The sequence below is a fragment of the Sorangium sp. So ce1504 genome (assembly GCF_051521635.1).
Lineage (GTDB): Bacteria > Myxococcota_A > Polyangia > Polyangiales > Polyangiaceae > Sorangium > Sorangium cellulosum_B.
Window position 1 is genome coordinate 2,967,037 of the sequence record NZ_CP150365.1, and the last position, 21,789, is coordinate 2,988,825.

The 21,789-nt window shown below is 68.7% G+C and carries 18 protein-coding genes; all 18 read left to right on the top strand.

Annotated elements, in window-relative coordinates; all coding sequences use genetic code 11:
• Position 1 precedes the first annotated feature (1 nt).
• The 18 genes from WMF39_RS11485 to WMF39_RS11570 all read left to right on the top strand — a co-directional run bounded on the left by WMF39_RS11485 (position 2) and on the right by WMF39_RS11570 (position 21,788).
• Positions 2 to 1,348, top strand: coding sequence for a phage tail sheath family protein (locus WMF39_RS11485; RefSeq protein ID WP_437745572.1), 1,347 nt, complete (start codon positions 2 to 4; stop codon positions 1,346 to 1,348).
• A 3-nt stretch (positions 1,349 to 1,351) separates the two neighbouring features.
• On the top strand, positions 1,352 to 1,825 hold the full coding sequence (locus WMF39_RS11490; protein ID WP_437664836.1) for a phage tail protein: 474 nt from the start codon (positions 1,352 to 1,354) through the stop codon (positions 1,823 to 1,825).
• 9 nt (positions 1,826 to 1,834) lie between these two features.
• Entirely contained in the window at positions 1,835 to 2,284 is a 450-nt protein-coding gene (locus WMF39_RS11495; protein WP_437745573.1) for a phage tail protein, read from the top strand.
• 102 nt (positions 2,285 to 2,386) lie between these two features.
• Positions 2,387 to 2,863, top strand: a complete 477-nt coding sequence (locus WMF39_RS11500; RefSeq protein ID WP_437745574.1) for a phage tail protein — start codon at positions 2,387 to 2,389, stop codon at positions 2,861 to 2,863.
• A 2-nt stretch (positions 2,864 to 2,865) separates the two neighbouring features.
• Positions 2,866 to 3,036 carry a DUF5908 family protein gene (locus WMF39_RS11505; protein WP_437745575.1) on the top strand — a complete coding sequence of 57 codons (171 nt, stop codon included), beginning with the start codon at positions 2,866 to 2,868 and terminating at the stop codon, positions 3,034 to 3,036.
• 2 nt (positions 3,037 to 3,038) lie between these two features.
• Positions 3,039 to 3,758: a CIS tube protein gene (locus WMF39_RS11510; RefSeq protein ID WP_437745576.1), complete on the top strand. Its 720-nt coding sequence runs from the start codon at positions 3,039 to 3,041 to the stop codon at positions 3,756 to 3,758.
• A 4-nt stretch (positions 3,759 to 3,762) separates the two neighbouring features.
• Entirely contained in the window at positions 3,763 to 5,415 is a 1,653-nt protein-coding gene (gene vgrG / locus WMF39_RS11515) for a type VI secretion system tip protein VgrG (protein ID WP_437745577.1), read from the top strand.
• A complete protein-coding gene (locus WMF39_RS11520; protein WP_437745578.1) occupies positions 5,412 to 5,600 on the top strand; it encodes a hypothetical protein in 189 nt (62 codons plus the stop codon). Before vgrG ends, WMF39_RS11520 begins: the two co-directional genes overlap by 4 nt.
• The gene (locus tag WMF39_RS11525; protein WP_437745579.1) at positions 5,590 to 6,006 is read left to right on the top strand and encodes a GPW/gp25 family protein; all 417 of its coding nucleotides are present in this window, start codon (positions 5,590 to 5,592) and stop codon (positions 6,004 to 6,006) included. The genes WMF39_RS11520 and WMF39_RS11525 overlap by 11 nt, the downstream gene beginning before the upstream one ends.
• Before the next feature lie 7 nt (positions 6,007 to 6,013).
• Entirely contained in the window at positions 6,014 to 6,451 is a 438-nt protein-coding gene (locus WMF39_RS11530) for a hypothetical protein (RefSeq protein ID WP_437745580.1), read from the top strand.
• A gap of 87 nt (positions 6,452 to 6,538) precedes the next feature.
• A complete protein-coding gene (locus WMF39_RS11535) occupies positions 6,539 to 10,762 on the top strand; it encodes a baseplate J/gp47 family protein (protein ID WP_437745581.1) in 4,224 nt (1,407 codons plus the stop codon).
• 70 nt (positions 10,763 to 10,832) lie between these two features.
• Complete coding sequence (locus WMF39_RS11540) at positions 10,833 to 12,032, top strand: hypothetical protein (RefSeq protein WP_437745582.1); 1,200 nt, start codon at positions 10,833 to 10,835, stop codon at positions 12,030 to 12,032.
• Positions 12,033 to 12,097: 65 nt separating this feature from the next.
• A complete protein-coding gene (locus WMF39_RS11545) occupies positions 12,098 to 14,089 on the top strand; it encodes a hypothetical protein (protein ID WP_437745583.1) in 1,992 nt (663 codons plus the stop codon).
• A gap of 4 nt (positions 14,090 to 14,093) precedes the next feature.
• Positions 14,094 to 15,686 carry a hypothetical protein gene (locus tag WMF39_RS11550; protein ID WP_437745584.1) on the top strand — a complete coding sequence of 531 codons (1,593 nt, stop codon included), beginning with the start codon at positions 14,094 to 14,096 and terminating at the stop codon, positions 15,684 to 15,686.
• The gene (locus tag WMF39_RS11555) at positions 15,683 to 17,230 is read left to right on the top strand and encodes a contractile injection system tape measure protein (RefSeq protein WP_437745585.1); all 1,548 of its coding nucleotides are present in this window, start codon (positions 15,683 to 15,685) and stop codon (positions 17,228 to 17,230) included. Before WMF39_RS11550 ends, WMF39_RS11555 begins: the two co-directional genes overlap by 4 nt.
• 333 nt (positions 17,231 to 17,563) lie before the next feature.
• The gene (locus WMF39_RS11560) at positions 17,564 to 18,643 is read left to right on the top strand and encodes an eCIS core domain-containing protein (RefSeq protein ID WP_437745586.1); all 1,080 of its coding nucleotides are present in this window, start codon (positions 17,564 to 17,566) and stop codon (positions 18,641 to 18,643) included.
• Positions 18,644 to 18,831: 188 nt separating this feature from the next.
• Positions 18,832 to 20,547, top strand: a complete 1,716-nt coding sequence (locus WMF39_RS11565; RefSeq protein ID WP_437745587.1) for a peptidoglycan-binding domain-containing protein — start codon at positions 18,832 to 18,834, stop codon at positions 20,545 to 20,547.
• Positions 20,544 to 21,788, top strand: a complete 1,245-nt coding sequence (locus WMF39_RS11570; RefSeq protein WP_437745588.1) for a hypothetical protein — start codon at positions 20,544 to 20,546, stop codon at positions 21,786 to 21,788. Before WMF39_RS11565 ends, WMF39_RS11570 begins: the two co-directional genes overlap by 4 nt.
• Position 21,789: the final 1 nt, after the last annotated feature.

The following is a 21,789-nucleotide window of genomic DNA, read 5'->3' on the forward strand; positions in this document are numbered from 1 at the left end:
GATGTTTGCCTATAAGACTCCCGGTGTCTACGTGGAAGAGGTATCGACTCTGCCGCCCTCGGTGGCGGAGGTCTCCACCGCGGTCCCCGCCTTCATCGGATATACCGAGAAGAGCCCATCTACCGAGAAGGGCCCATCGATCGCCCGAGTGAACACGCTGCTCGAGTACGAGCAGCTCTTCGGAGGGCCCAAGCTCGCGAGCTTCACGGTCACGGTGGACGCCGAGTCCCAGGTGACCGGCGTGACGCGGGGCCCCGCTTCCGGGTTCTTGCTGTACTACGCTTTGAGTCACTACTTCAAGAACGGGGGCGGGAGCTGCTATGTCGTCTCCGTCGGAGATTACACGTCGCCGCCCGCCAAGGACGACATCGCCGCCGGCCTCACGCTGCTCGAGAAGGAGGACGAGCCGACGCTGATCGTCTTGACCGACGCCGTGAGCCTCGCCGCCGCGGACTACCACGAGCTGTGCGAGGCGGCCCTCGCCCAGTGCCATAAGCTGGGTGACCGCTTTGCGATCTTCGACGTCAAGAAGGACGCGGACACGGGCAAGGAGGACATCGACGTGTTCCGCGACGGGATCGGGATGAGCAACCTGGCCTACGGCGCCGCCTACTACCCGTACCTCCAGACCTCCCTGAGCTACGCGTACGCGGACGCGGACGTCTCCATCAAGATCGGGGCGGCGGACGGCGTCGCTCTCGACACAGTCAAGGCGAGCCAGACGGCGACCTATCAGCAGGTCAGGACCAGGCTGACGGCCGAGCGGATCGTCCTCCCGCCGAGCGCTGCGGTCGCGGGCATCTACGCCAGCGTGGACCGGGATCGCGGCGTGTGGAAGGCGCCCGCCAACGTCAGCATCTCGGCCGTCATCGGGCCGGTGCTGAAGGTCACCAACGACGATCAGGACGCCCTCAACGTCGACCCGACGGCGGGTAAATCGATCAACGCCGTGCGCGCGTTCACCGGCAAGGGGACCATCGTGTGGGGGGCGAGGACCCTGGCCGGCAACGACAACGAGTGGCGGTACGTCTCGGTCCGGCGGCTCTTCATCATGATCGAGGAGTCGGCCCGAAAGGCCTCCTCCTTCGCGGTCTTCGAGCCCAACGACCTGACGACATGGCTCAAGGTCAAGGGGATGATCGAGAGCTTCCTCTACGGCCTCTGGGAGCGCGGCGCCCTGGCCGGGGCCTCCCCGGCGGCGGCCTACTTCGTCAACGTGGGCCTGGGCAAGACGATGACCAGCCAGGACATCCTCGAGGGGCGGATGATCGTCGAGATCGGGATCGCGGCCGTGCGACCTGCCGAGTTCGTCGTTCTTCGCTTCTCTCACAAGCTGCAGGAGGCCTAGACCATGGCACTGACCAAGAGCGAGATCATCACCGCGTATCCTCTCCCGTCATACAACTACAGGGTCGAGATCGCGGGCACCGCGGTTGGCTTCTCGGAGATCTCCGGGCTCAGCATCAAGCGCGAGACGACGACCTACAAGGAGAGCCCCATCGCCGGGGCGGCGCCCGGCCCGGTGGTGATGAACATGCCGGCGCAGCGCACCGCGCCGACGCTCACCCTGAAGAAGGGCATCGTCAAGAAGACCAGCGTCGCCACGCTCTACGCCTGGATCAGCGCGATCCAGGTGAACCAGGTCGAGAAGAAGGACATCTACGTCCGCCTCTGCGACGAGAAGGGCGAGGCGGTGATCAGCTGGAAGGTGCAGAACGCCTTCCCCACCAAGCTCGACGCGCCCACCTTCACGGCCACGTCCAACGACGCTGCCATCGAGAGCATGGAGCTGATGGCGGACTCGATCCTGATCGAAGAGGCGTAGAGCGGCGCGATGGCCCAGTCGACGGACACGCAGCGGACGAGCTACCCGCTCGCCGCGTACAACTTCCGCGTGAAGGTGGACGAGACCTCGATGAGCTTCACCGAGGTCTCGGGTCTCGCGGTCGAGCGCCAGCACGTGACGTACGCGCACGGCCTGAGCTTCCAGGAGGGCCACGTGATCCAGACGTTCAACTCCAAGCGGTTCACGCCAGTCACCTGCAAGCGCGGCACCGTCCTCGGGGCAGATCCGCTGTTCCTCTACAGGTGGCTGGAGAAGCACGACAGCCGGAGCATGGAGGTAAGCCTCTGTGACGCGACGGGCGCGGCGGTGCTCGCCTGGAAGGTCGCCGTCGCGGTCCCCGTCAGCCTCAAGGCGCCGACATTCAGCGCCGCCACGAACGACGTCGTCGTGGACACGCTCGAGCTGCAGGTCAGGGAGATCTCCGTTGTCAGGCTCTGACGTTCGCGACAACGGCGGTTCCCCCGGCCGAGATCCGGGGCGCTGCGCGGATCCGCCGCGCGGCGCCCCGGGCCCCGGGCCGAAGGGGTGGAGGTCAGGATCATGAGCGCTGCTATACCGAAGCTCGCTCCGCAGAGCGAGATGTTCGCCAGCTTCCGTTTCGGCGTCTCCTTCTTCGCCGGCGGCGTGGTGCCAAACCCGCTCGACATCCGCTTCAAGAAGGTGAAAGGGCTCTCGGCGACGGTGAAGACGACGCCGCTCGCGGAGGGCGGACAGAACCTCTACACCCAGCCGCTGCCCTCTGGGGTCGAGTTCGGCAACCTCGTCCTCGAGCGCGGCATGGTGGTGGGTTCGCCGCTGCGCCTCGAGTTCGACGCCGCGATGTCCCTCTTCAAATTCGCCACCTCGAACGTCCTCGTGACCCTCTTCAACGAGGCATACATCCCGGTGTCGGCGTGGTTCTTCTTCAGAGCCTATCCGGTCAAGTGGTCGACCTCCGACCTCGACGCCGAGCCGAAGGACCTGCTCATCGAGTCGCTCGAGCTCGCCTACGCCCGGATGCAGATCATGAGGGTATGAACATGCCTGTGGAGATCAAAGAGCTGGTGATCCGCGCCGTCGTCGCGCCCCCGGAGGGGGCGCCGCGCGCGCGCGCCGCCGCGCCCGACATCACGGCCGCCGGGCAGGAGGCCGTGATCGAGGCGGCGGTCAAGGAGGTCCTCCGGGTCCTCAGGGCGTCAAAGGAGAGATGATCGTGGGACTGAACCTCTTCAAGCTCGAGAAGCTCAAGATCAAGGCCTTCAAGGACGCCGCGCGCCGGCAGCCGAGCGCGGCGCCGTTCGAGGCGATGTTCAACCCGGCGTCTTTCTCGGACAGCTACGCGATCACCTGGGGGGCCAGGCAGGGGGTGGGCACCAGCGGGCCGCAGCTCTCGTATAGCGGGAGCAAGCCGCGCACGCTCACGCTCACCCTGGTGGTCGACGGCACCGGCGTGGAGTCGATAGGGCTCCTCGCGCCGATGCGGAAGAGCGTGAAGGATCGCGTCAAGACGTTCCTCGACGTCGCCTTCCGGTACAACGGGGTCATCCACGAGCCCAATTATCTTCTCGTGGAGTGGGGATCGCTGATCTTCTCCTGTCGCCTCTCCGCGGCCGAGATCAAGTACACCGCGTTCGAGCGGGACGGCACCCCGCTCCGGGCCGAGCTCCAGGTGACGCTGATCTCCGACAAGGCCGCCAAGGCACGCGCCAGGGAGGAGGGCAAGACGTCGCCGGATCTGACCCACAGCCGGATCGTGCGCAGCGGGGACACGCTGCCGCTCCTGACCAGGGACATCTACGGCTCGTCCGCCGCCTACCTGGACGTCGCGCGGTGGAACCGCCTGGACGACTTCAGGAGCCTTACCCCCGGCCAGCAGATCCTCTTTCCACCGCTCGCCAACCTGGTCGCCGACGCCTCCAGCAAGGATAGATGACGCCATGCCCGCGGTGACTCCCACCATCCTCAGCAACGGTAAGCCGATGGACCCGGCCTACGAGCTGCTCTCCCTCGACATCCGGAGAGAGGTCGACCGGATCCCCCAGGCGGAGCTGCGCGTGCGCGACGGCGACGCCGCGAAGCAGGCGTTCGACATCAGCGATACGGGCTTCTTCGAGCCGGGGGCGAAGATCGAGATCAAGCTCCGGTACGAGGGCGAAGCAGACCAGTGCGTCTTCAAGGGCATGGTGGTGCGGCACGGGGTGGAGGCGGGCGACGACGGCTCCGTCCTGGTGATCGGGATCAAGGACGCCGCCGTCAAGCTGACCACCGCGCGGCGGAGCGCCGTCTTCCGGAAGATGACCGACGGCGCGATCGTCAAGGAGCTCCTCGCGGCGGCCAGCGTCGAGGTCGGCACCATCGCCGAGACCAAGCCGGAGCACGCGGAGATGGTGCAATACAACTCCACGCCCTGGGACTTCATCCTCTTGCGGGCCGGCGCGCTCGGCCTCCTCGTGGTCGTCGAGGACGGCAAGGTCTCGCTCCGGAAGACGGCGATCGAAGGCGCGCCCAAGCACCGCTTCGCTTATGGCATCACCGAGATCTTCGACGTCGAGATCGAGGCCGACGCCGAGCACCAGTACCGAGCCGTGGAGAGCGTCGCCTGGGATCCCAAGGAGCAGAAGCCCACCGCGGTCAGCAAGGCGAAGAGCGTCCGCGCCACCCAGGGGAACCTCGACGGGGGCAAGCTCGGCGACGCGGTCGGCAACGGCACCTGCTCGCTCTCCCACCCGGTCCCCGTCGCCGCAGAGGAGCTCCAGGCCTGGGCTGACGCCCACATGGCGAGGAGCCGGATGGCGCTGCTCCGCGGGCGGATCGCGGTGCCGGGCTTCGCCGATATCAAGCCGCTCGACGTGATGGCGGTCGCGGGGATCGGCAAGCGATTCAACGGCGAGACGCTGGTGACGGGGCTCCGCCACCGGGTCGACGCGTCGGGCTGGCGGACCGACGTGCAGTTCGGGGTCTCGCCCGAGGGGTTCTCCCGCAAGGAGGAAATCCGCGACACGCCGGCGGCCGGGCTCCTGCCCGCGGTGAGCGGCCTGCAGATCGGCGTCGTCGCCGGTTTCGAGGACGATCCCGACAAGGAGCTCCGGGTCAAGGTCATCCTCCCGGGCGTCGACGCCAAGCAGGACAAGGCTGTCTGGGCCCGGCTCGCCTCGCCCGACGCAGGCAAGGCGCGCGGGTACTTCTTCCGGCCGGAGCCCAAGGACGAGGTGGTGGTGGGCTTCTTCAACGACGATCCGCGCCGCCCGGTGATCCTGGGGGCCCTCTTCGGGTCGAAGAACGCGCCCCCGGACGTGATGGGAGATCCCAGCGAAAAGAACGACAAGAGCGGGATCGTCACCAAGTTCGGGACGAAGATAACGCTCCTCGACCCCGACGAGAACAAGGCGTCGGTGTCCATCGAGACGGCCAACAAGAACAAGCTGGTCATCGACGACGACGCCAAGAGCATCCTCCTCGCCGACCAGCACGGCAATTCCATCACCATGGGCAAGGACGGCATCGAGATCACGAGCGGCAAGGATCTGAGCCTCACGATCGAGGGCAAGAAGAAGGTCACGATCACGGGCAAGGAGGTCGACGTCAAATGACGAGGTCAGGAGAAGAGGCGAGAGAGCTCCACCTCTCGGTGACGGTGGACGAGGTGAACCTGATCCTGGAAGGGGTGGGTCTGCTCCCGTTCGCCAGGGTCTACGCGCTGGTCGGCAAGCTCCAGCAGCAGGCAAGAGAGCAGCTCGGCGGCAAGCCCGCCCCGGAGGAGCCGGATGCTACCTGAGAGCTCTTTCCTCGGTCGAGGCTGGGCGTTCCCGCCCTCGTGGAGCCGCGGCGGCGCAGACGTGGAGATGGTCTCCGGCGCCCCCGACGTCCAGCAGAGCCTGCAGATCCTGATCGGGACCTCGCCGGGCGAGCGGGTCCTGCAGGAGACGTTCGGCTGCGACCTCGCGAGCCTGGTATTCGAGGAGCTGGATCAGGGGCTCATCAACACCATCGAGCGGCTCCTCACGGACGCGATCCTCGAGCACGAGCCCCGGATCCAGGTCGATCGGATCGACGTCGCGGAGAGCGACACCCAGCCGGGCTGCGTGCTCATCGGGGTCAACTACACCGTCAGGGATACGAACTCACGCTTCAACATGGTCTTCCCGTTCTATCTCACGGAGGCGACCCTCCCCGGGGGGTGAGAGCGCCATGACAAAAAAGCTCATCCTCGTCGACGGTGACAAGGCGATCTTCGAGTTCACCTTCGGGGCCGCGCTCGTCCTGCCCAGGCCCGGAAAGCTCGAGGGGAGCGGCCCGGCGACGCTGAACGGGAAGAAGCTCTGCGTCGAGGGCGACGAGGGCAAGGTCTCGGTCGCCAACTGCTCCTACGTGATTCCGGGGTACTCCATCCCGGGCAAAGGGACGCTGAAGATCGCCGCCCTCGGGAGCGACCAGAAGGCGAAGAAGACCAAGACCGGTAACAAGGCTGTCCTCCTGAAAGGGACCCAATTTGACGCGACGTTCGAGGTCCAGAACCCGGCGAAGCAGCCGCCGAAGGGGCCGGGGCCGCCGATCCCGGATGCGACCCTGAAGTACCAGGGCAAAGGCATGTTCACCACGACCAACAAGATCTTCAAGGGAACCTGAAGGGGACCGCGAACGCGGATCCCCGACCCACGTTAAAGGGGACCGCGAACGCGGATCCCCGACTCACGTTGAAGGGCAGAGCCAGTCATGTCGAGCACGTCGAAAGAGCCTGAGGGCGCAGAGCGCGACGGTACGAGCCAGGCGGGGCGCGCGCTCGCCGCGCTCGATCCCAGCTACGTCTCGGTGGACGAGCGCACGTCCGAAGATCTCCTGGCGTTCGCGCGCGCCTACGGCAAAGAGCTCACGTACTACAATGCCAGCGGCGAGCCGGATGGCGACTGGAGCGGATTCGTCGGCTCGAAGCTCCGGCCCGAGGACGTCGCGGCGTTCCTCCAGAACCCCGAGAAGTTCACCCCCGAGGCCGCCCCCGAGCTCTATCGGCCGCATTTCGTCCTCTTCCTCGCGTTCCTGCAGTTGCTCGAGAAATCCCGGGCCGAGCTCAACACGCTGACCGGACGGCACCTCGACTTCTACTATCGCCAGGTCCTGCGGATGGCCCGGAGGCCGCCCATCCCGGATCGGGTGAACCTGATCGTCGATCTCGCCCCTGGCGGCCGGGAGGTCCTCTTGCCCGGCGGAGCGCTCCTCGACGCCGGCCCGGACAGCCTGGGACGAGCCCGGATCTACACGACCGATCGGGATCTCATCGTCAACCGGGCGCAGGTCGAAAAGATCAGCTCTCTCTTCATCGATCGACGGCGCATGGGGCTCCGCCAGGTCACGAGCCGCTACGCGAACGACAAGCCGCGGGCGTGCGAGGCGATGTTCGCTCTCGCGATCGGAGATCCGCTGCCGCCCTATCCCGGCGACGGGGCGCTGGTCGACTACGCCAAGCTGACGAGCCTTCTCGCCCTCGTGAAGCGCTCGGACAGCGACTTCTTCATGTCGCCCCCCACGCTGCGCGACCTGATGAACCGGAAGAAGCTGCGCGCCGAGACGCCCTCCGAGTGGATCGAGATCTACGCCGCGCTGGAGCTCGCCGGCACGAAGAAGAGGGGCGCTCCGTTCACGCTCGCCCGGAACTCGCGGGACCTGGAGGCGAACCTCCAGGAGGCCGTGGGGCCCTTCACGTACGGCACGCTCCCCCAGGTGAGCACCGTCGACGATCTCTACGAGCACCGGACGCGCGACGACGTCCAGGCGTTCATCCAGGAGACGCTGGGCTTCGTGCCCGCCGACTTCGAGCAGATGATGCAGCGGAAGAGGCAGTTCGACGCCGCGTGGGGCGAGATCAACCGCATCCTCGAGAGCGCCGGGCAGAAGAAGAGAAACGATCCGACCTACCGGCTCACGCCCACGGACGTCACGGCCTTTGCCGACAACGCCAAGGCCGCCGTCGGCACGGACGGTATCGAGCAGTACTGGAGCGGCGTGCTGGTGCTCGAGGCGTACGTCCACGTGCCGGCGGAGCGCTTCGCCATCGCCATGGGCGAGATCCTCGACACGCCGGAGAATGAGTGGAACCAGGTATTTTCGATCCTCGAAGAGGCCCACCGGGAGAAGCTCCGCAAGGACCGCAGGGATGAGCTCCGGCGGCTCCTCGAGGGCGCTCCGCCGGCGCGGCTCGTGGACCTGATCCGGTACGTGCTGGGCGAGGCCCCGAGCCCGGAGGACGACCCCGCCGCGATGGACCGCCTCGAGCCCTATCTCGGCAAGACGGAGCTCGCCAAGCTCCAGTCGTCCGCGACGTCGAACGACTGGGAGGAGATCTATGTCCTCCTGGAGATCGCCCAGCGCAATCGGCTTGGCGAGCCGCCTGCAGAGAAGGAGGAGTGGTTCAACCTGTTTCCGGCGGAGGACGCCACCACGGTGTCAAGCCGCCCGAAGGGCACCGCGGGAGGCGCTCCCGCATGGGTCACCTTCGGGGTGGCGCAGCCCTCCTCGAGCGCGGGCCCCGCTCCCGCGCCCGTCCTCGGCTGGGCCCTCTGCTCTCCGCTGCTGGTGCTCGGCGAAGGCCAGCGCGTCATCACGCTCACCCTGGGATTCAGCCCCGCACATTCTCCGCTGGAGGGCCTCTTTCCGCAGAGCGGAGAGCTCCCGCTGCTCTTCCAGCTCAGCACCGAAAAGGGCTGGGTCGAGTGCTCTTCGGTCGGGGTGCAGACCGGTTCGTACAAGGATCTGACCGGCACGACTCCCAAGGACAATCCCCTCGGGGTTCGATTCACGCTGACCCTGGGGGCCAGCGTCGACCCGATCGCGGCGCCGCCTTCGGGACTCGCGGGGATGGACAGCCCGTGGCCCGTCTTGCGGCTGATGCTCCGGCCGATCTGGAGCGAGGCGGACAAAAAATACGTGATCCGCTACCGGGAGCTCGGCGAGCTCCTGATGGTGTCCGCGCACGTCAAGGTGGAGGTCCAAGGGCTGAAGTCCATCCAGCTCCAGAACGACGAGACGACGCTGGACGCGAAGAAGCCCTTCGAGCCGTTCGGCAGCGCGCCGGACGTCGGCTCACGCCTCCTGCTCGGACACCCCGAGGTCGCCGGCAAGAAGCTCGACAGCCTGGCCTTCAACTTCCAGTGGATGGGGGTGCCGGCGGACCTCGCAGCCCATTACGCCAACTATCCGTCTGCCCCCTTCACCTTCACCACCAGGGTCAGCTTGATCGACGGGCGCGGGGCGACGGAGCTCGCCAAGGCAGCGCCGCTCTTCGGCGCCAAGAGCTCCGATCCGACCTCGATCGCCGTCACCACCGCCCTCGCCGCGGCCGGCGCGGCCGACCCCCAGGCGCTCGTCGAGGGCTCGCTCGATCAGGACCTGTCGACCTCTCGGCGCTACCTGCAATGGGAGCTGAACACCCCGGATTTCCAGCACGGGAGCTACCCTGGCGTGGCTTCGAGCAAGGCGCTCGCCCTGTCGGTCGCCGTCGCCAAGGACCCGGCGAAGGTCGACGCTGCGGCGTACCAGGTGAACCCGCCTTACACGCCGAAGCTGAAGAGCCTGACGCTCGACTACGCGTCTTCGCTGGAGCTCCGCTTCGACGGCGCGCCGCGCGCCGCGGGCGGAACACCCGTCGATCGGGTGTTCCACGTTCATCCCTTCGGCACCTGTGACGGGGAGAGAGAGCGATCGAGCGCCGGCCTTCCCTTCCTGCCCGAGTACGAGAACGACGGCGAGCTCTACCTCGGCCTGCGCGACCTCTCCCCGCCCCAGACCGTCTCCATCCTCTTCCAGATGGCGGAGGGCAGCGCCAATCTGGATCTGCCGCCGCAGCCCGTCCGCTTCAGCTACCTGAGCGGCGACCGCTGGATTGCGCTGGAGCACCAGCTCATCTCGGATACGACGCGCGGCCTGATCAACTCCGGGATCGTCGAGCTCGCCCTCGCTCCGGTGGAGCCCAGCACCCGCCTGCGCGGCGATCTCTACTGGATCCGCGCCGCCGTGGAGCGGGACACACGGAGCCTCTGTGACACCATCGCGGTCCACACCCAGGCGGTGTCCGCCACCTTCGTCGACCACGACAATGCGCCGGATCACTTCGGCGAGCCCCTCCCCGCCGGGACCATCACCAAGCTCAGCTCGGCGATCCCGCAGATCGCGGGCGTGCGCCAGCCCGACACCTCCTACGGGGGCCGGACGGCGGAGGGCGCTGACACCTGGGCCACGCGCGTCAGCGAGCGCCTCCGCCACAAGCAGCGCGCGCTCACGGTGTGGGACTACGAGCGGCTGGTCCTCGATCGGTTTCCGGAGATCTACCGCGCCAAGTGCGTCCCTGCGACGCTCGGCGAGCCCGGGAGGGTCCAGGTCGTCGTCATCCCTGATGTCCGGAACAAGCTGCCGGCCGATCCCTTCGAGCCCAAGGCGCCGGCGAACCTGCTCGCGGACGTGCGGGAGCACCTCTCGGCGCGGGCCCCCGCCTCCGCCTCGATCGCGGTCGTGAACGCCCACTACGTGGCCGTCCGCGTCCGCCTCGGCGTGCGCTTCCGGGCCGACGGCAACGACGCCTACTACACCCAGCGGCTCAACGACGATCTCAACCGGTTCCTCGCCCCCTGGGCCTACGCCGAGGGCGCCGATCTCGCCATCGGCGGGAGGATCTACGCCAACAGCATCGTCGATTTCGTCGAGCGCCGCCCTTATGTGGACTTCGTCGCGGGCATCAAGCTCTTTCGTAGCGACGACGGAGAGAGCTTCCAGAGGGTGCCGCCCCCGGCCGACGGGAGCGGAGCCTTCGTTGGAACGACGAGGCCCGACGCGGTCCTCACCACAGCGCGGGAGCACCTGATCGACATCCTCCGCGAGGGTTTGTTCGAAGAGGCGCTGTTCACGGGCATCAACTTCATGAAGCTGGAGCTCGATTTCTTCATCCACTAGAAGCCTGGGATCACGCTCAGGCACTTGACACGACGTGTTGACCGATCGTTGAGAGAGGCAATCGCACACCATGGAAATCAACAAGAAGAGCCGTACGGAGCTGAAGGCGTACTTCGTCAAGAACGCCCTGCCGACGGCGGGCAACTTCAGTGATCTCATCGACGCCGCGCTGAACCAGAAGGACGACGGGCTCGTCAAGTCGGCCGATCAGCCGGTGCAGATCGCGGCGTCGACGGTCGGCGACAAGCCGGCGATCCACCTCTACGAGAGCTTCGCGACGGACACCAAGCCCGCCTGGGTGCTGGGCCTGCAAGCCGGCGGCAAGAAGGGCCTTGGCATCGGCGACGGCGACGGCAAGAACCGCCTCTTCATCGATGGCGCGACCGGCGGCGTGGGTATCGGCACGGCCGATCCGGCCGGCTACAAGCTCCGGGTAGCGGGAAGCGTCCTCGTCGACGGCGCCGACGGCAAGGCGCGCCTGAGCTTCGGCTCCAGCACTGGCCAGGTGCTCAACCTCTATGATGAAACGTACGGAATCGGCGTCCAGTCCAACACCGTGTACTTCCGCAGCTACTCGAATTTTGCCTTTTATAAGGGCGGCACGCACAGCGGAAATTTGCTCGATCCCGGCACCGGCGGCACCGCGATGCTCGTGATCAAGGACGGCAAAGTGGGGATCGGGATGACGACCCCACTGGACGGCCTCTCGCTGGCGAGCGGGTTGGCGCTGGTGTTCGGCGCGGATGATACCAACAGGGAGACCAGTAGTGGCACGATTGCCTATAAGCGCTGGTCCCGCGGGCTCGACATCGTGGGGGCCGGGGACGGTACCGACGTGGCCAAGCGGCAGATCACCTTCTTCGCGGAGGGAGGTTCGAAGTTCACGGGCAAGGTGGAGGTGAATGGGACTCTCCGGAGCACGATGTGGAACGTCTCCCAAATCATCACACAGAGGCCTGGAGCGCTGCCCGTCTCGGACAAGTTCCAGTCGAGCGGCGGCACGCTGCTCCTGCTCGTGTCCGGATCGGCGTTCCGGACGAATGGGGGGGGGAGGATCCAGATGGACTTCAGCATCGACGGCAACCTGGTCGGCACCGCGTTAGGGTGGGCGTCCAACACGTGGACCCACTACGGGTTCATCGCCGAGCCGCGGGTGGTCAAAAACATCGCGGCGGGCATCCACACGATCAGGCTCGCTGCCGGAACGGGGGACACCGCTACGGACGGCAATGATTTCTACTCCGTGACGGTGCTGGAGCTCCCGTTCTGACCGGGCGAGGAGGCGCTCGCCAGCCGACGACGTGGTGAACGGGGGAGAGGACTGGAGCCGGGACGATGGACTACGAATTTCTGCGCAGGGAAGGGATCCGCCAGCTCGAGCGGATGACAGGCGGGCAATGGACGGACTTCAACGCCCACGATCCGGGGATCACTATCCTGGAGCAGCTCTGTTATGCTCTCTCGGATCTCGGCTACCGCACCGGGTACGAGATCCCGGATCTGCTCGCCGACGGCGGAGGCGATCCGTACCGGAGCCTCCACCTGCCGGCGGAGATCCTCACCTCTCACCCGGTGACGCCGGCCGATCTCCGCCGGCTCGTCCTCGACGTGGACGGCGTCAAGAACGCGTGGGTCGAGCCGGCCACGGCGGAAGCGCTCCAGCTCTACTATCTTCCCGTGGAGCAGGAGCTCCGCCTCGCGCCCAAGGACGGCGCCTCCGAGCCGGTCCGCCTGCGCGGCCTCTACCGCGTCCTCATCGAGGCGTCGGAGCGCAGCCAGAGCACCCAGGTCAGGGCCAGGGTCGCTCGAAGGCTCTATCAGAGCCGCCCTCTGTGCGAGGACTTCGCGGAGATCTCGGTCCTGGAGCCGCAGCTCATCCAGGTCGAGGCCATCGTGGAGATCACGCCGGTGGACAACCCCGCGGCGCTGCTGAACGAGATCGGCCGCGCGATCGCCGACGAGATCTCGCCGCCCGTCCCCTTCGCGACGCTCTCGCAGACGCTGGACGCGGGCATCAGCGTCGACGCGACGTTCGAGGGGCCCCGGCTCGAGCGCGGGTTCATCTCCGACGAGGCACTGGCGAGCGCGACGCTGCGGACCGTGATCCACACCTCCGATCTGATGCGCGCGGTCACCAGCGTCGCGGCGGTGCGGGCGGTGAGCCGGATCCGCGTCTCCACGGGCGGCGCCAAGGAGGATTGGTCCCTGCCGGTCGACCCGGCTCGTGTCCCGAGGATGAACTTCGATGCATCGATGATCACCCTGATGAGCGCCGGGAGGGTGATCGCCCAATCGAAGCCGGAGGGCGCGCCGGACGCCCCCCGGGGCGCGGGCGACAGCGCGCTCGCGGTGCCCGCGGGGCGCGACCGGAACGCCGGCGCGTACACCTCGGTGCAGCAGCACCTCCCGATGCTCTACGGGATCGGCGAGATGGGGCTCCCGGACTCGGCGACGCCCGCGCGCAAGGCGCAGGCGAGGCAGCTCGCGGCGTACCTGATGTTCTTCGATCAGCTCCTCGCCAGCTCGTTCGCGCAGCTCGCCCACGTCAAGGATCTGTTCTCCCACGGCGGCGACACGCGGACGTATTTCACGCAGGCGCTGGACCAGCCCGGCCTCCGGCTCGAGGAGATCTGCGCGCTCGACGACGGGCACCGGGCCCGGCTCAGAGACCTCGTGGAGAGCCCGGCCGAGGTCGCCTCCCTGGAGCGGAAGAACCGCTTCTTGAATCACCTCCTGGCCCGCTTCGCCGAGCCGATCGGCGATCACGAGGCGGCCTCCACGCCGAGCTCTCAGGCGGAGCGCGCGCGGCGCAAGCAGCGCCTCTTGCAGCGATATCCCCGGATCAGCAGCGCGCGGGGGACGGGGTTCGATTGCCTCGCGCCCGGCGGCCTCGCCAACATGTCGGGGCTAGAGGAGCGGCTCCGCATCTCGCTCGGTCTTGCCGGAGACGAGGAGATCACCGTCGTCGAGCACATCCTGCTCCGTCCGATGTCGGGCGACGAGACGCAGGAGCGCCCGGCGCCGACGGACGCGCCCACGGAGGTGCCGCCCGCGCTGCTCTCGGCCGCGCGGGAGAAGGATCCCTACTCGCTGCGATTGACGTTCGTCCTCCCCGACGGGGTGGGGCGCTTCAGCGATCCAGCGTTCAAGCAGCTCGTCGAGCAGGCCCTCCGCGCGGAGACGCCGGCGCACCTGACACCGTATGTGCTCTGGATGGCGGCCGACGCCTGGGCGGCGTTCCGGACGGCTCACGGGCAGTGGTTGCAGAAGCGGCGGGAGGTCCTCGCCGCGACGTTGGGCGTGAACCTGGAGGGGCAGAGCTCGTAAAACCATGACCATCGCGAGACCTATCGATGTGCGCTGCGCCCGGGACCGGCTCATTGACCTCCTGGAGATCGGGGAGACCACGCCGATCCGGGACGTGAACGTTCAAGAAGCGCAGCTCACCGTGGACGTGGGCGCTCCCTGCGAGATCGACATCGATCCCGCCCAGGCAGGCGTCAGGTACGAGCTGTTCGACGGCGACGCGGCGGTGGCGCCCGCCTGCTCCGTCGACGGGACCGGGGAGACGGCGGTCCTCAAGGGGCCGATCATCGACAAGGAGGACAAGACCTTCAGGGTCCACGCGAGGAAGCTCGATCCCCTGACGCGCGCGACCTTCCTGCTCCAGACCGCGACGGTGAAGGTCGGGCTGGCCACGGGGCTCCCCGTCTCGACGCCCGAGATCGCCCCGGTGCCTCGCCTCGTCGACCACGGGAGCCGCGTGGTGGTGAGCATCTCGGACAGCCAGGCGGGCGCGACGTACGGGCTGATCGACGGCGCGGGGCGCCCGATCCCCATGACGCCCCCCGAGCGGGTGAGCGGGAACAAGGACGGCGCCATCACGCTGACGGCCAGTCGGGTGACCGAAGACACGGTGATCCGGGTCGACGTCCAGAGGACGTTCGACGCGAGCGAAGGGCGCGAGCCGCTGAACGCGGTGCTCACCACGGAGCTGCCGATCGCGGTCCGCGCCGATCGGGATCTCGTGGTGTCGGCGGTCGGAGCACCGGTCCTGCCGCAGGGCAGCGCCACCATCACCATCGCCGCGAGCCAGCCGAGCGTGCTTTACAGCGCCCACGTCCGCGCGCTCTCCACCGTGGACTTCGTGCCCGGCGCGGGGCCCACCCAGAGGGCGATCGCCGTCCCCGGCACGTCTGGCGTCGAGGTGTACACCCCGCGTCCTCCCGCGCTCTGGCAGGCGCCGGCCGGCTCCGTGCAGCACGGGGACGCGATGCCGGGCAACGGCGGCGTCCTCGAGCTCGGCGTGGGGCCGCTGGAGGACGACAGCATCGTCGTGGTGCAGGCGCGCAAGATCCACACGGAGGCCGGCGCGCCGCTCGAGTCCGCGGTGCAGCTCGAGCAGGCGGTGGTCGTCCTGGTGAGGCCGGAGTCGGTGCCCGCGCTCGAGCTCGCGCTGTCAGCGAGCGCCGACGGCACCCGCGGCACGCTGCTCGTCTCGGGCGGCCAGCCCGGGGTCTTCTACCACTTCTACCCGAGCAACGAGGCCAGCGAGCTGGGCCTACCGGCGTACTTCCACCGGCTCGACGAGCACAACCCGTCGTTGAACAAGGGTATTGCGGCCACCGAGCCGGAAGGGTCGGAGCAGGTTCCTCGCCGGGGGCTCCGGGTCGAGATGGATCTCGTGATCACGCGCGATCCGGCTGCGCCCGCGGGCGGGGACCCGGCGCACAAGCGCCCGCTCGATCCCCTGGTGGACATCGCGCCGCTGCCCGTCGGCGGCGCGGTGGACGTGATGGCCATCAAGGCTCGCACCGGGATCGGGTGGCCCGTCAAGCGATCGGTCGCGATCACATCGGTCACCGATGGGGGCTCGTCCAGCGAGCTGGGCTCTGCCCCCGAACCCCCGGCCACGGCGCCGTGACCGCGCCGCGCCACCAGATCCGCCGGCAGATCCTGGAGGTGACCGTCCAGGATCACGAGGCAGCGTGGCGGCTGCAAACCGAGCTCGGCCGCATCCACGCTGAGCGCCTCGAGGCGCTCATCGATCGGTGTTGCACCGAACTCGGCGCGCCGGACCGCCTCCAGCGGATCGCGCTGGTCGAGGTGGATCTCGGGCGGCTCGATCCCGACCACCTGGAGCGCGATCTGGTCGACAAGCTCGGTCCGCTGCTGCAGGAGGCGCTGGCCGCGCGGATCCGCGAGGAAGACGAGAAGAGCGCCCTCCGGGGCAGCGATCCCGAGGTGATCTCCCGGCTGGAGCTCGTGGCGTTCTTCGCCCGCACCGGCGCCCTCCCCTGGTGGGCGGACACCACGCGACCGCGGCTGCTGGACGAGACTCTGGGGCTGCTCCTCCAGCGCGCGGCGCGCCCGTTCGCGGCGCTGATACGGGCGCTCGAGCGCGAGCCCGGCGCGCTGACGAGGATCGTCCGCCACGGCCACGACGCGCGGCTCTGGGCGCTCTTCGACGCTCTCGTGGCGTCCTCGCAGGCCGACCTCTCTTCGATGCCGGTGGAGCTCGGAGCCCTGCTGCGCGCGCACCGGGCGGTCGCTGGGGCCACGCCGGTCGGCTTCCGGACGTGCGTCTGGACGGGCGCGCTGCGGACGGCGTGCGTCGAGGAGAGCCCGAGCGACGGGCGCGTGGGCTTCTGGCGCGACGCGCTGGCCCGGATCGCGCTGGAGGCCGGCGTGACCCTCAAGTCTCTCCTCGCGGGGCTCCACGCGCCCCTGGGGCCGAGCCCATCGGTCTGGCCGGGCGCGCTGGGGGCGGTCGGGCAGAGCCTCGGCGTAGGCGCGCTGGGGGCGGTCGGGCAGAGCCCCGGCGTAGGCGCGCTGGGGGCGGTCGGGCAGAGCCCCGGCGCGGTCGTAGAGAGGCCGGTCCGGCAGACGCAGGGAGAGGCTCCGTCGCGCGATCCGGGGGCCAGGGCCGCGGACGAGGAGCTGTCCGTCGATCCGGCGTACGGCGACTCCGATGAGGCCTACGTGGACAACGCCGGGCTGGTGGTGCTCTGGCCCTTCCTCGGGCACCTGTTCGAGCGCCTGGGGTTGATGGCAGACGGGCAGATAGCCGATCAGCGCGCTCTCCACCGCGCGGCCGGCCTGCTCCAGCACCTCTGCACGGGGGATCTCGAGCCGACCGAGCACCAGCTTCCCCTCGCGCGGGTGCTCTGCGGCATGCGAAGGACCGAGGTCTTCGACTTCGGTCCTCCGGTCACCGAGGCGGAGACCGAGGAGTGCATCCACCTGCTCACGGCGGCGATCGAGCGCGCCCCGATCCTGAGGGACATGTCGATCGCCGGATTCCGTGGCTCGTTCTTGATTCGCAAGGGCGCGCTCGGCGTCCGCGACGGCGCGTGGTTCCTGCGCGTGGAGCGGGCCTCTCACGACGTGGTGCTGGATCGGTTTCCCTGGGGGATGAGCTGGGTGAAGCTGCCCTGGATGGAGGCGCCGCTCTGCGTGGAGTGGTGACCGCGGCTTCGTTGATCGCACGATTGGCGGTGACGCGCGGGGCCGCCTCGTCTCTCAGCCCGCGCCGAGGAGAGTCTCATGCAAATCGCTGTTGACCGGTCCACTCCGAAGATCTCGCAGAGCGCCGCTCGCACGTCGCGGGCCCGCGCTCCGGCGCCGCTGCCCATGCAGAGGAGGACGATGACGTCGGCGCGACCGCCGACCGAGCCGGCGCGCGCGGCGCTGGAGCGCGCGTTCGGGGCTGAGTTCTTTGCGGGCGCGGCCACTGGGCCCAGCGTGGGGGGCGGGAGCGGACCGGACCGCGCCGTCAATTCCACGGGGATCCCGTCGCCGGTGAAGGCCAAGATGGAGGCGGCGTTCGGGACCGACTTCTCCGGCGTGCGGGTGCACCCGAGATCGTCGCGCGCGGCGGCGCTGGGAGCGCTCGCGTACACGCAGGGGAGCGAGATCCACGTGGCGCCGGGGCGGTGGGCGCCGGAGACGAGGCAGGGGCAGGAGCTGCTCGGGCACGAGCTCGCGCACGTGGTGCAGCAGCGGGCGGGGCGCGTGCAGGCGACGGCGCAGTACAAGGGGATAGGGCTCAACGACGCGCCGGCGCTGGAGGCGGAGGCGGACACGCTGGGAGCCAGGGCGGCCGCAGGGGCGGTCGCGATTCATGACGGCAGTCCGGTAGGTCTCGACAATAGCGGAGTCCACGTCATCCAGCGGAAGACGGTCGTGAAGTGGACGACGCAGGATTTTGAATACAACGACGCCAGCGGGAACCTGGCCAGCCAGGTCGTCGGCAAAAAAATGGAAGCGGACCTCGACCCGGCCGATCTGAGGACAGGAAACCACACGACCAGCCGGGAGATGGAGGACCTGTTCGATGGCCTGAAGGCCCACTGGGACCCGGGATCAAAGCGCTGGGTGCGCGGCCACCTGCTGAACGACAACCTCGGCGGCCCTGACGTCGATACCAACCTCTTCCCGATCACCGGTCATGCCAATGGCGAGCACGAGCGCGAGGTAGAGAGTCATGTAAAAGCATGGGTGTCGGCAAAGAGGCCTTGCCGCTACAGTGTGAAGGCATACCAGGATAGGGGCAATGTAGGCCCCCTGAGAAATGCGGGCGGAAGACTCGAGTGCTATGCCGAAACGACGGACGGAGGCTCTCCTCTGGTGGTGTACAAGACGATCTACTCGAGGCCAACGCCAATACCAAATCAGGCGCCGCATGGATGGCAGTTCTCCGACGTGGACACACACGATCACAACTGGTTTTGGCGCAATAACACGGAGAAAGGCAGCGGCGCGAAGGGCATCAGAGGGCTGCCGCGTCCGGCCACGGGGATGAAGAGGAGCGCGGCGGCAGCCTGGGAAACCCAGCATGAAACCAAGCGCTGGCTCTATGGTCCTGATTACCAGATGTGATTCTTCGCGCGCGTACGGTCGAGGCTGGTGGGTCCGAGTTGCTCACGATGCCATCTTCGCAGAGGCGCGCCCGCGGCTTCGTTGATCGCAGGATAGCTTGAAGGAACACAAGTTTAATTTCTCTTAAGATGACGACGCTCGGTCTCGTCGGTTTCATAGGGAGACGTCACCGCCGAAAGGGACCTGTTATGTCACGGAACGTCTTCCTGTTCGAAATCGCCGCCGCGCGGGGCGACGCGGAGGAGGTCGAGCGAGCCCTGCTCTCACGCACCTCGGCCTTCGCGCTCGGAGACTTTCCCACGCTCGATCCGGCGCTCTTCGCGCACCGGATCCTGCGCGGGAAGGGCGCGTCGTACACCTGGGAGATCGGGCTCGACGAGATCGAGGAGGCCCGGCGCGGAGAGCTCCACGCCGCGCTGCTGGAGCAGATCCAGACCTCGCTCGCGGGCGTGGCCGAGCTCCGATCGTCCGCCGCGTACGCCGACCTGTCGCTCCCCGCGCCCGGCCTCGATCCCGCCCGCGCCAGGGGGGGCCGGGGCGGGGCCCTCTCGTTCGCGGACGGCGATCTCCCGGTCTGGGAGGATCACGCGCGCGGCTCGGGCGCGGTGGAGGCAGGGAGCGCGCTGCCCGAGGATCTCACCGCCGAGATCGCGCAGAGCCGCGCCGCCGTGCCGGTCGAGCCGGGGCTCAAGCCCTGGGGCGCAGGGCACGTGTACACGGGCAGCGCGGACAAGGATCACCTCGCCTACCTGCACAGGTATCTCGACGCCCGGGCGGCGAAGGCGAGCCCCGCCGATCGGCGGAAGATCCTCGCCTTTCGCGCGTTCCAGGCGCGCGAGGGCAGCACGGCCGCCATCAACACCTACGATAACCAGATCGTCACCTGGGGGACGGGCTGGGGCGGCCGCGGCTGGCTGGGCAAGGTGATGGAGCGGGCGACCGCGAACGACGCCGTGCGCGAGGCGCTGGGCGCCGCCGGCGTCCGCTACCGCGGCAGCAACGTGTACGACGTCGTCGATCTCGACTCCGGCATGGTCGTCACCGGAGGCAAGGAAGCGCTCGAGATCCTGCGCCGCTCCGTCCCGCTCCTCCACCGGCTGATCGACCTGGCCAGGAACCCAGCCACGCGCGACGCGGTGACCGAGGCCCAGCTCCGCACGTTCATGGATGGCTCGGGCAACATCTGCGGCGCCGACGCGATCGCGACGCAGGCGCTGTTCAACCTGATCGCGCACCTCAAGCACTGGGCGCCCGGGTACGTGATCGGGTGTCTCGAGTGGGCCGTACCGCAGCTCGGCCCCGGGTCGCCGTCCGAGGAGCGCGACCGGCGCCTCGCCGCGCTCGTGGGCCGCTACTTCTACGGCAAGGCGCGCAAGCACAGGTGGATCCCGGACTTCAGGCAGTTCCGGCTCTACTTCCAGCACCTGAAGGACGACGGGCTCGATTGCCTGCACGAGCCCTTCCTCCAGGCCGCGGGGCCTCCGGCGGATGACCCGTTCGCCGCCGCGGCGGACGCGCCCGCGGCGGCGCCCCCGCCAGAGGCGCCGAGCCCGCCGAAGGATCCGCGCCTCACGCGCGCCCCCCTCGCCGGGCAACCCGATCTGGAGAGCGTCGCCTCGGGCCGGGGCGCGCTCCGGAGAGGGGCGAGGGGACCAGGGGTGAAGGCGCTGCAGGAGGCGTTGATCGCGCTGGGCGAGAGCGTGCCTGGCGGCGCTGACGGCGCGTTCGGTCCGGGCCTCGAGGCGGCCGTCAAGCAGTTCCAGGCCGAGCGCGGCCTCGCCGCCGACGGCGTGATCGGCGCGGCGACGCTCGCGGCCCTCGACGCGGCCTTCGTCGCGGGCGCGGCGACCCGGGCGGCAGGCGCGGAGACATCGAATCGAACAGAAGAGGAGGAGCACCGATGACCGCAGAGAAGAGCGATGAAGGCGTCCCGCCGCAGGCGGGCGTCCCCGCGTGGGTGGACATGGACCCGGCGCCCGCCGAGCCGCCCGAGGAGTGGCTGGCTCGCCCGGTCGCGTTCGCCGACGACGAGCCGCCACCGCAGCTCGTCCGCACCGTGAACCTGCTGGAGGCCCCCGAGCACGATCTCCGCGGACCGGAGGACGCGGAGGGCCTCGCCGAATTCCTCGTCTACCGCGCGAGGGAGGGTATCGACGACATCTTCTCGCACGAGGATTACGACACCGCCGCGGGCGACGGCGAGGACTGGGCGCGGGCCATCGCCGAGCACCAGACCGGCATCCCCTACACGATGCCAGCGTACTTCTACGGTGCGCAGAAGAGGGTCGCCGGGGCCATCAAGGACGGCGGCCGCTACCCGATCGTGGGGCAGTGCCAGCAGTCGGTGACCACCGCGCTCTGCCTCGGCGGCTGGGACGGCGGCCCGTACGGCGACATCGGCTGCGGGACCGACGCGCAGCCGGCCGCGGCCAGGCTCGGCGACGGCTGGACCGACGTCCCCAGGGTGCTCGCCGACTGGCCCGACGATCTCTGGGAGAAGGTCACTGTCGGCTCGTGCCTCTTCTGGTCGGCGTCCGGAGCCGCCGGGGCCGGGAGCGGGCACGTGGCGATGGTGCTCCGCAAGCACCCGATCGAGCGCAAATGGCAGCTCTGGGACACCACCACCTCGTTCAACGATCCCGTCGTGCACCCCACCTCCGCCAGGGGCGCGCGCATGCTCTGGGAGTCGCACTGGTGGCCCTTCATCCCGCCGGCGCTCTCCAAAGGTCAATGGTTGTTCCGCGGCATCGCCAGGATCGACGGCCTCGGGACGGTCAAGAGCGACGTGAAGCCGCGCGGGCGCGCCCGGCTGCTCCTCCGGAGCCGCGGCGACGGCAAGCTCCTCCACCGCTCGGCGTGGATGTCGATGGAGGACGAGGGACTCCCCATCTCCTGGTTGCTCCGCTCCCTGCGCGGGGCGCCCTTCCACGATCGGATCGAGCCCACGTGGTGCATCAACTCGAAGTCCGACGCGCCGACCCCGAACGCCCCGGACAACCGGCCGCTGCTCGACGTCTTCTGCGACCCGAAGGGCAACGCGAGGATGTCGTGGAGCCCGGCCCAGGGCCTGCACAACCGCCCGCACCCGGCGGACTGGGCGCCGCCCGCGGCGATCCGCCTGGCCGCGCTCAAGGGCGCTCGATGAA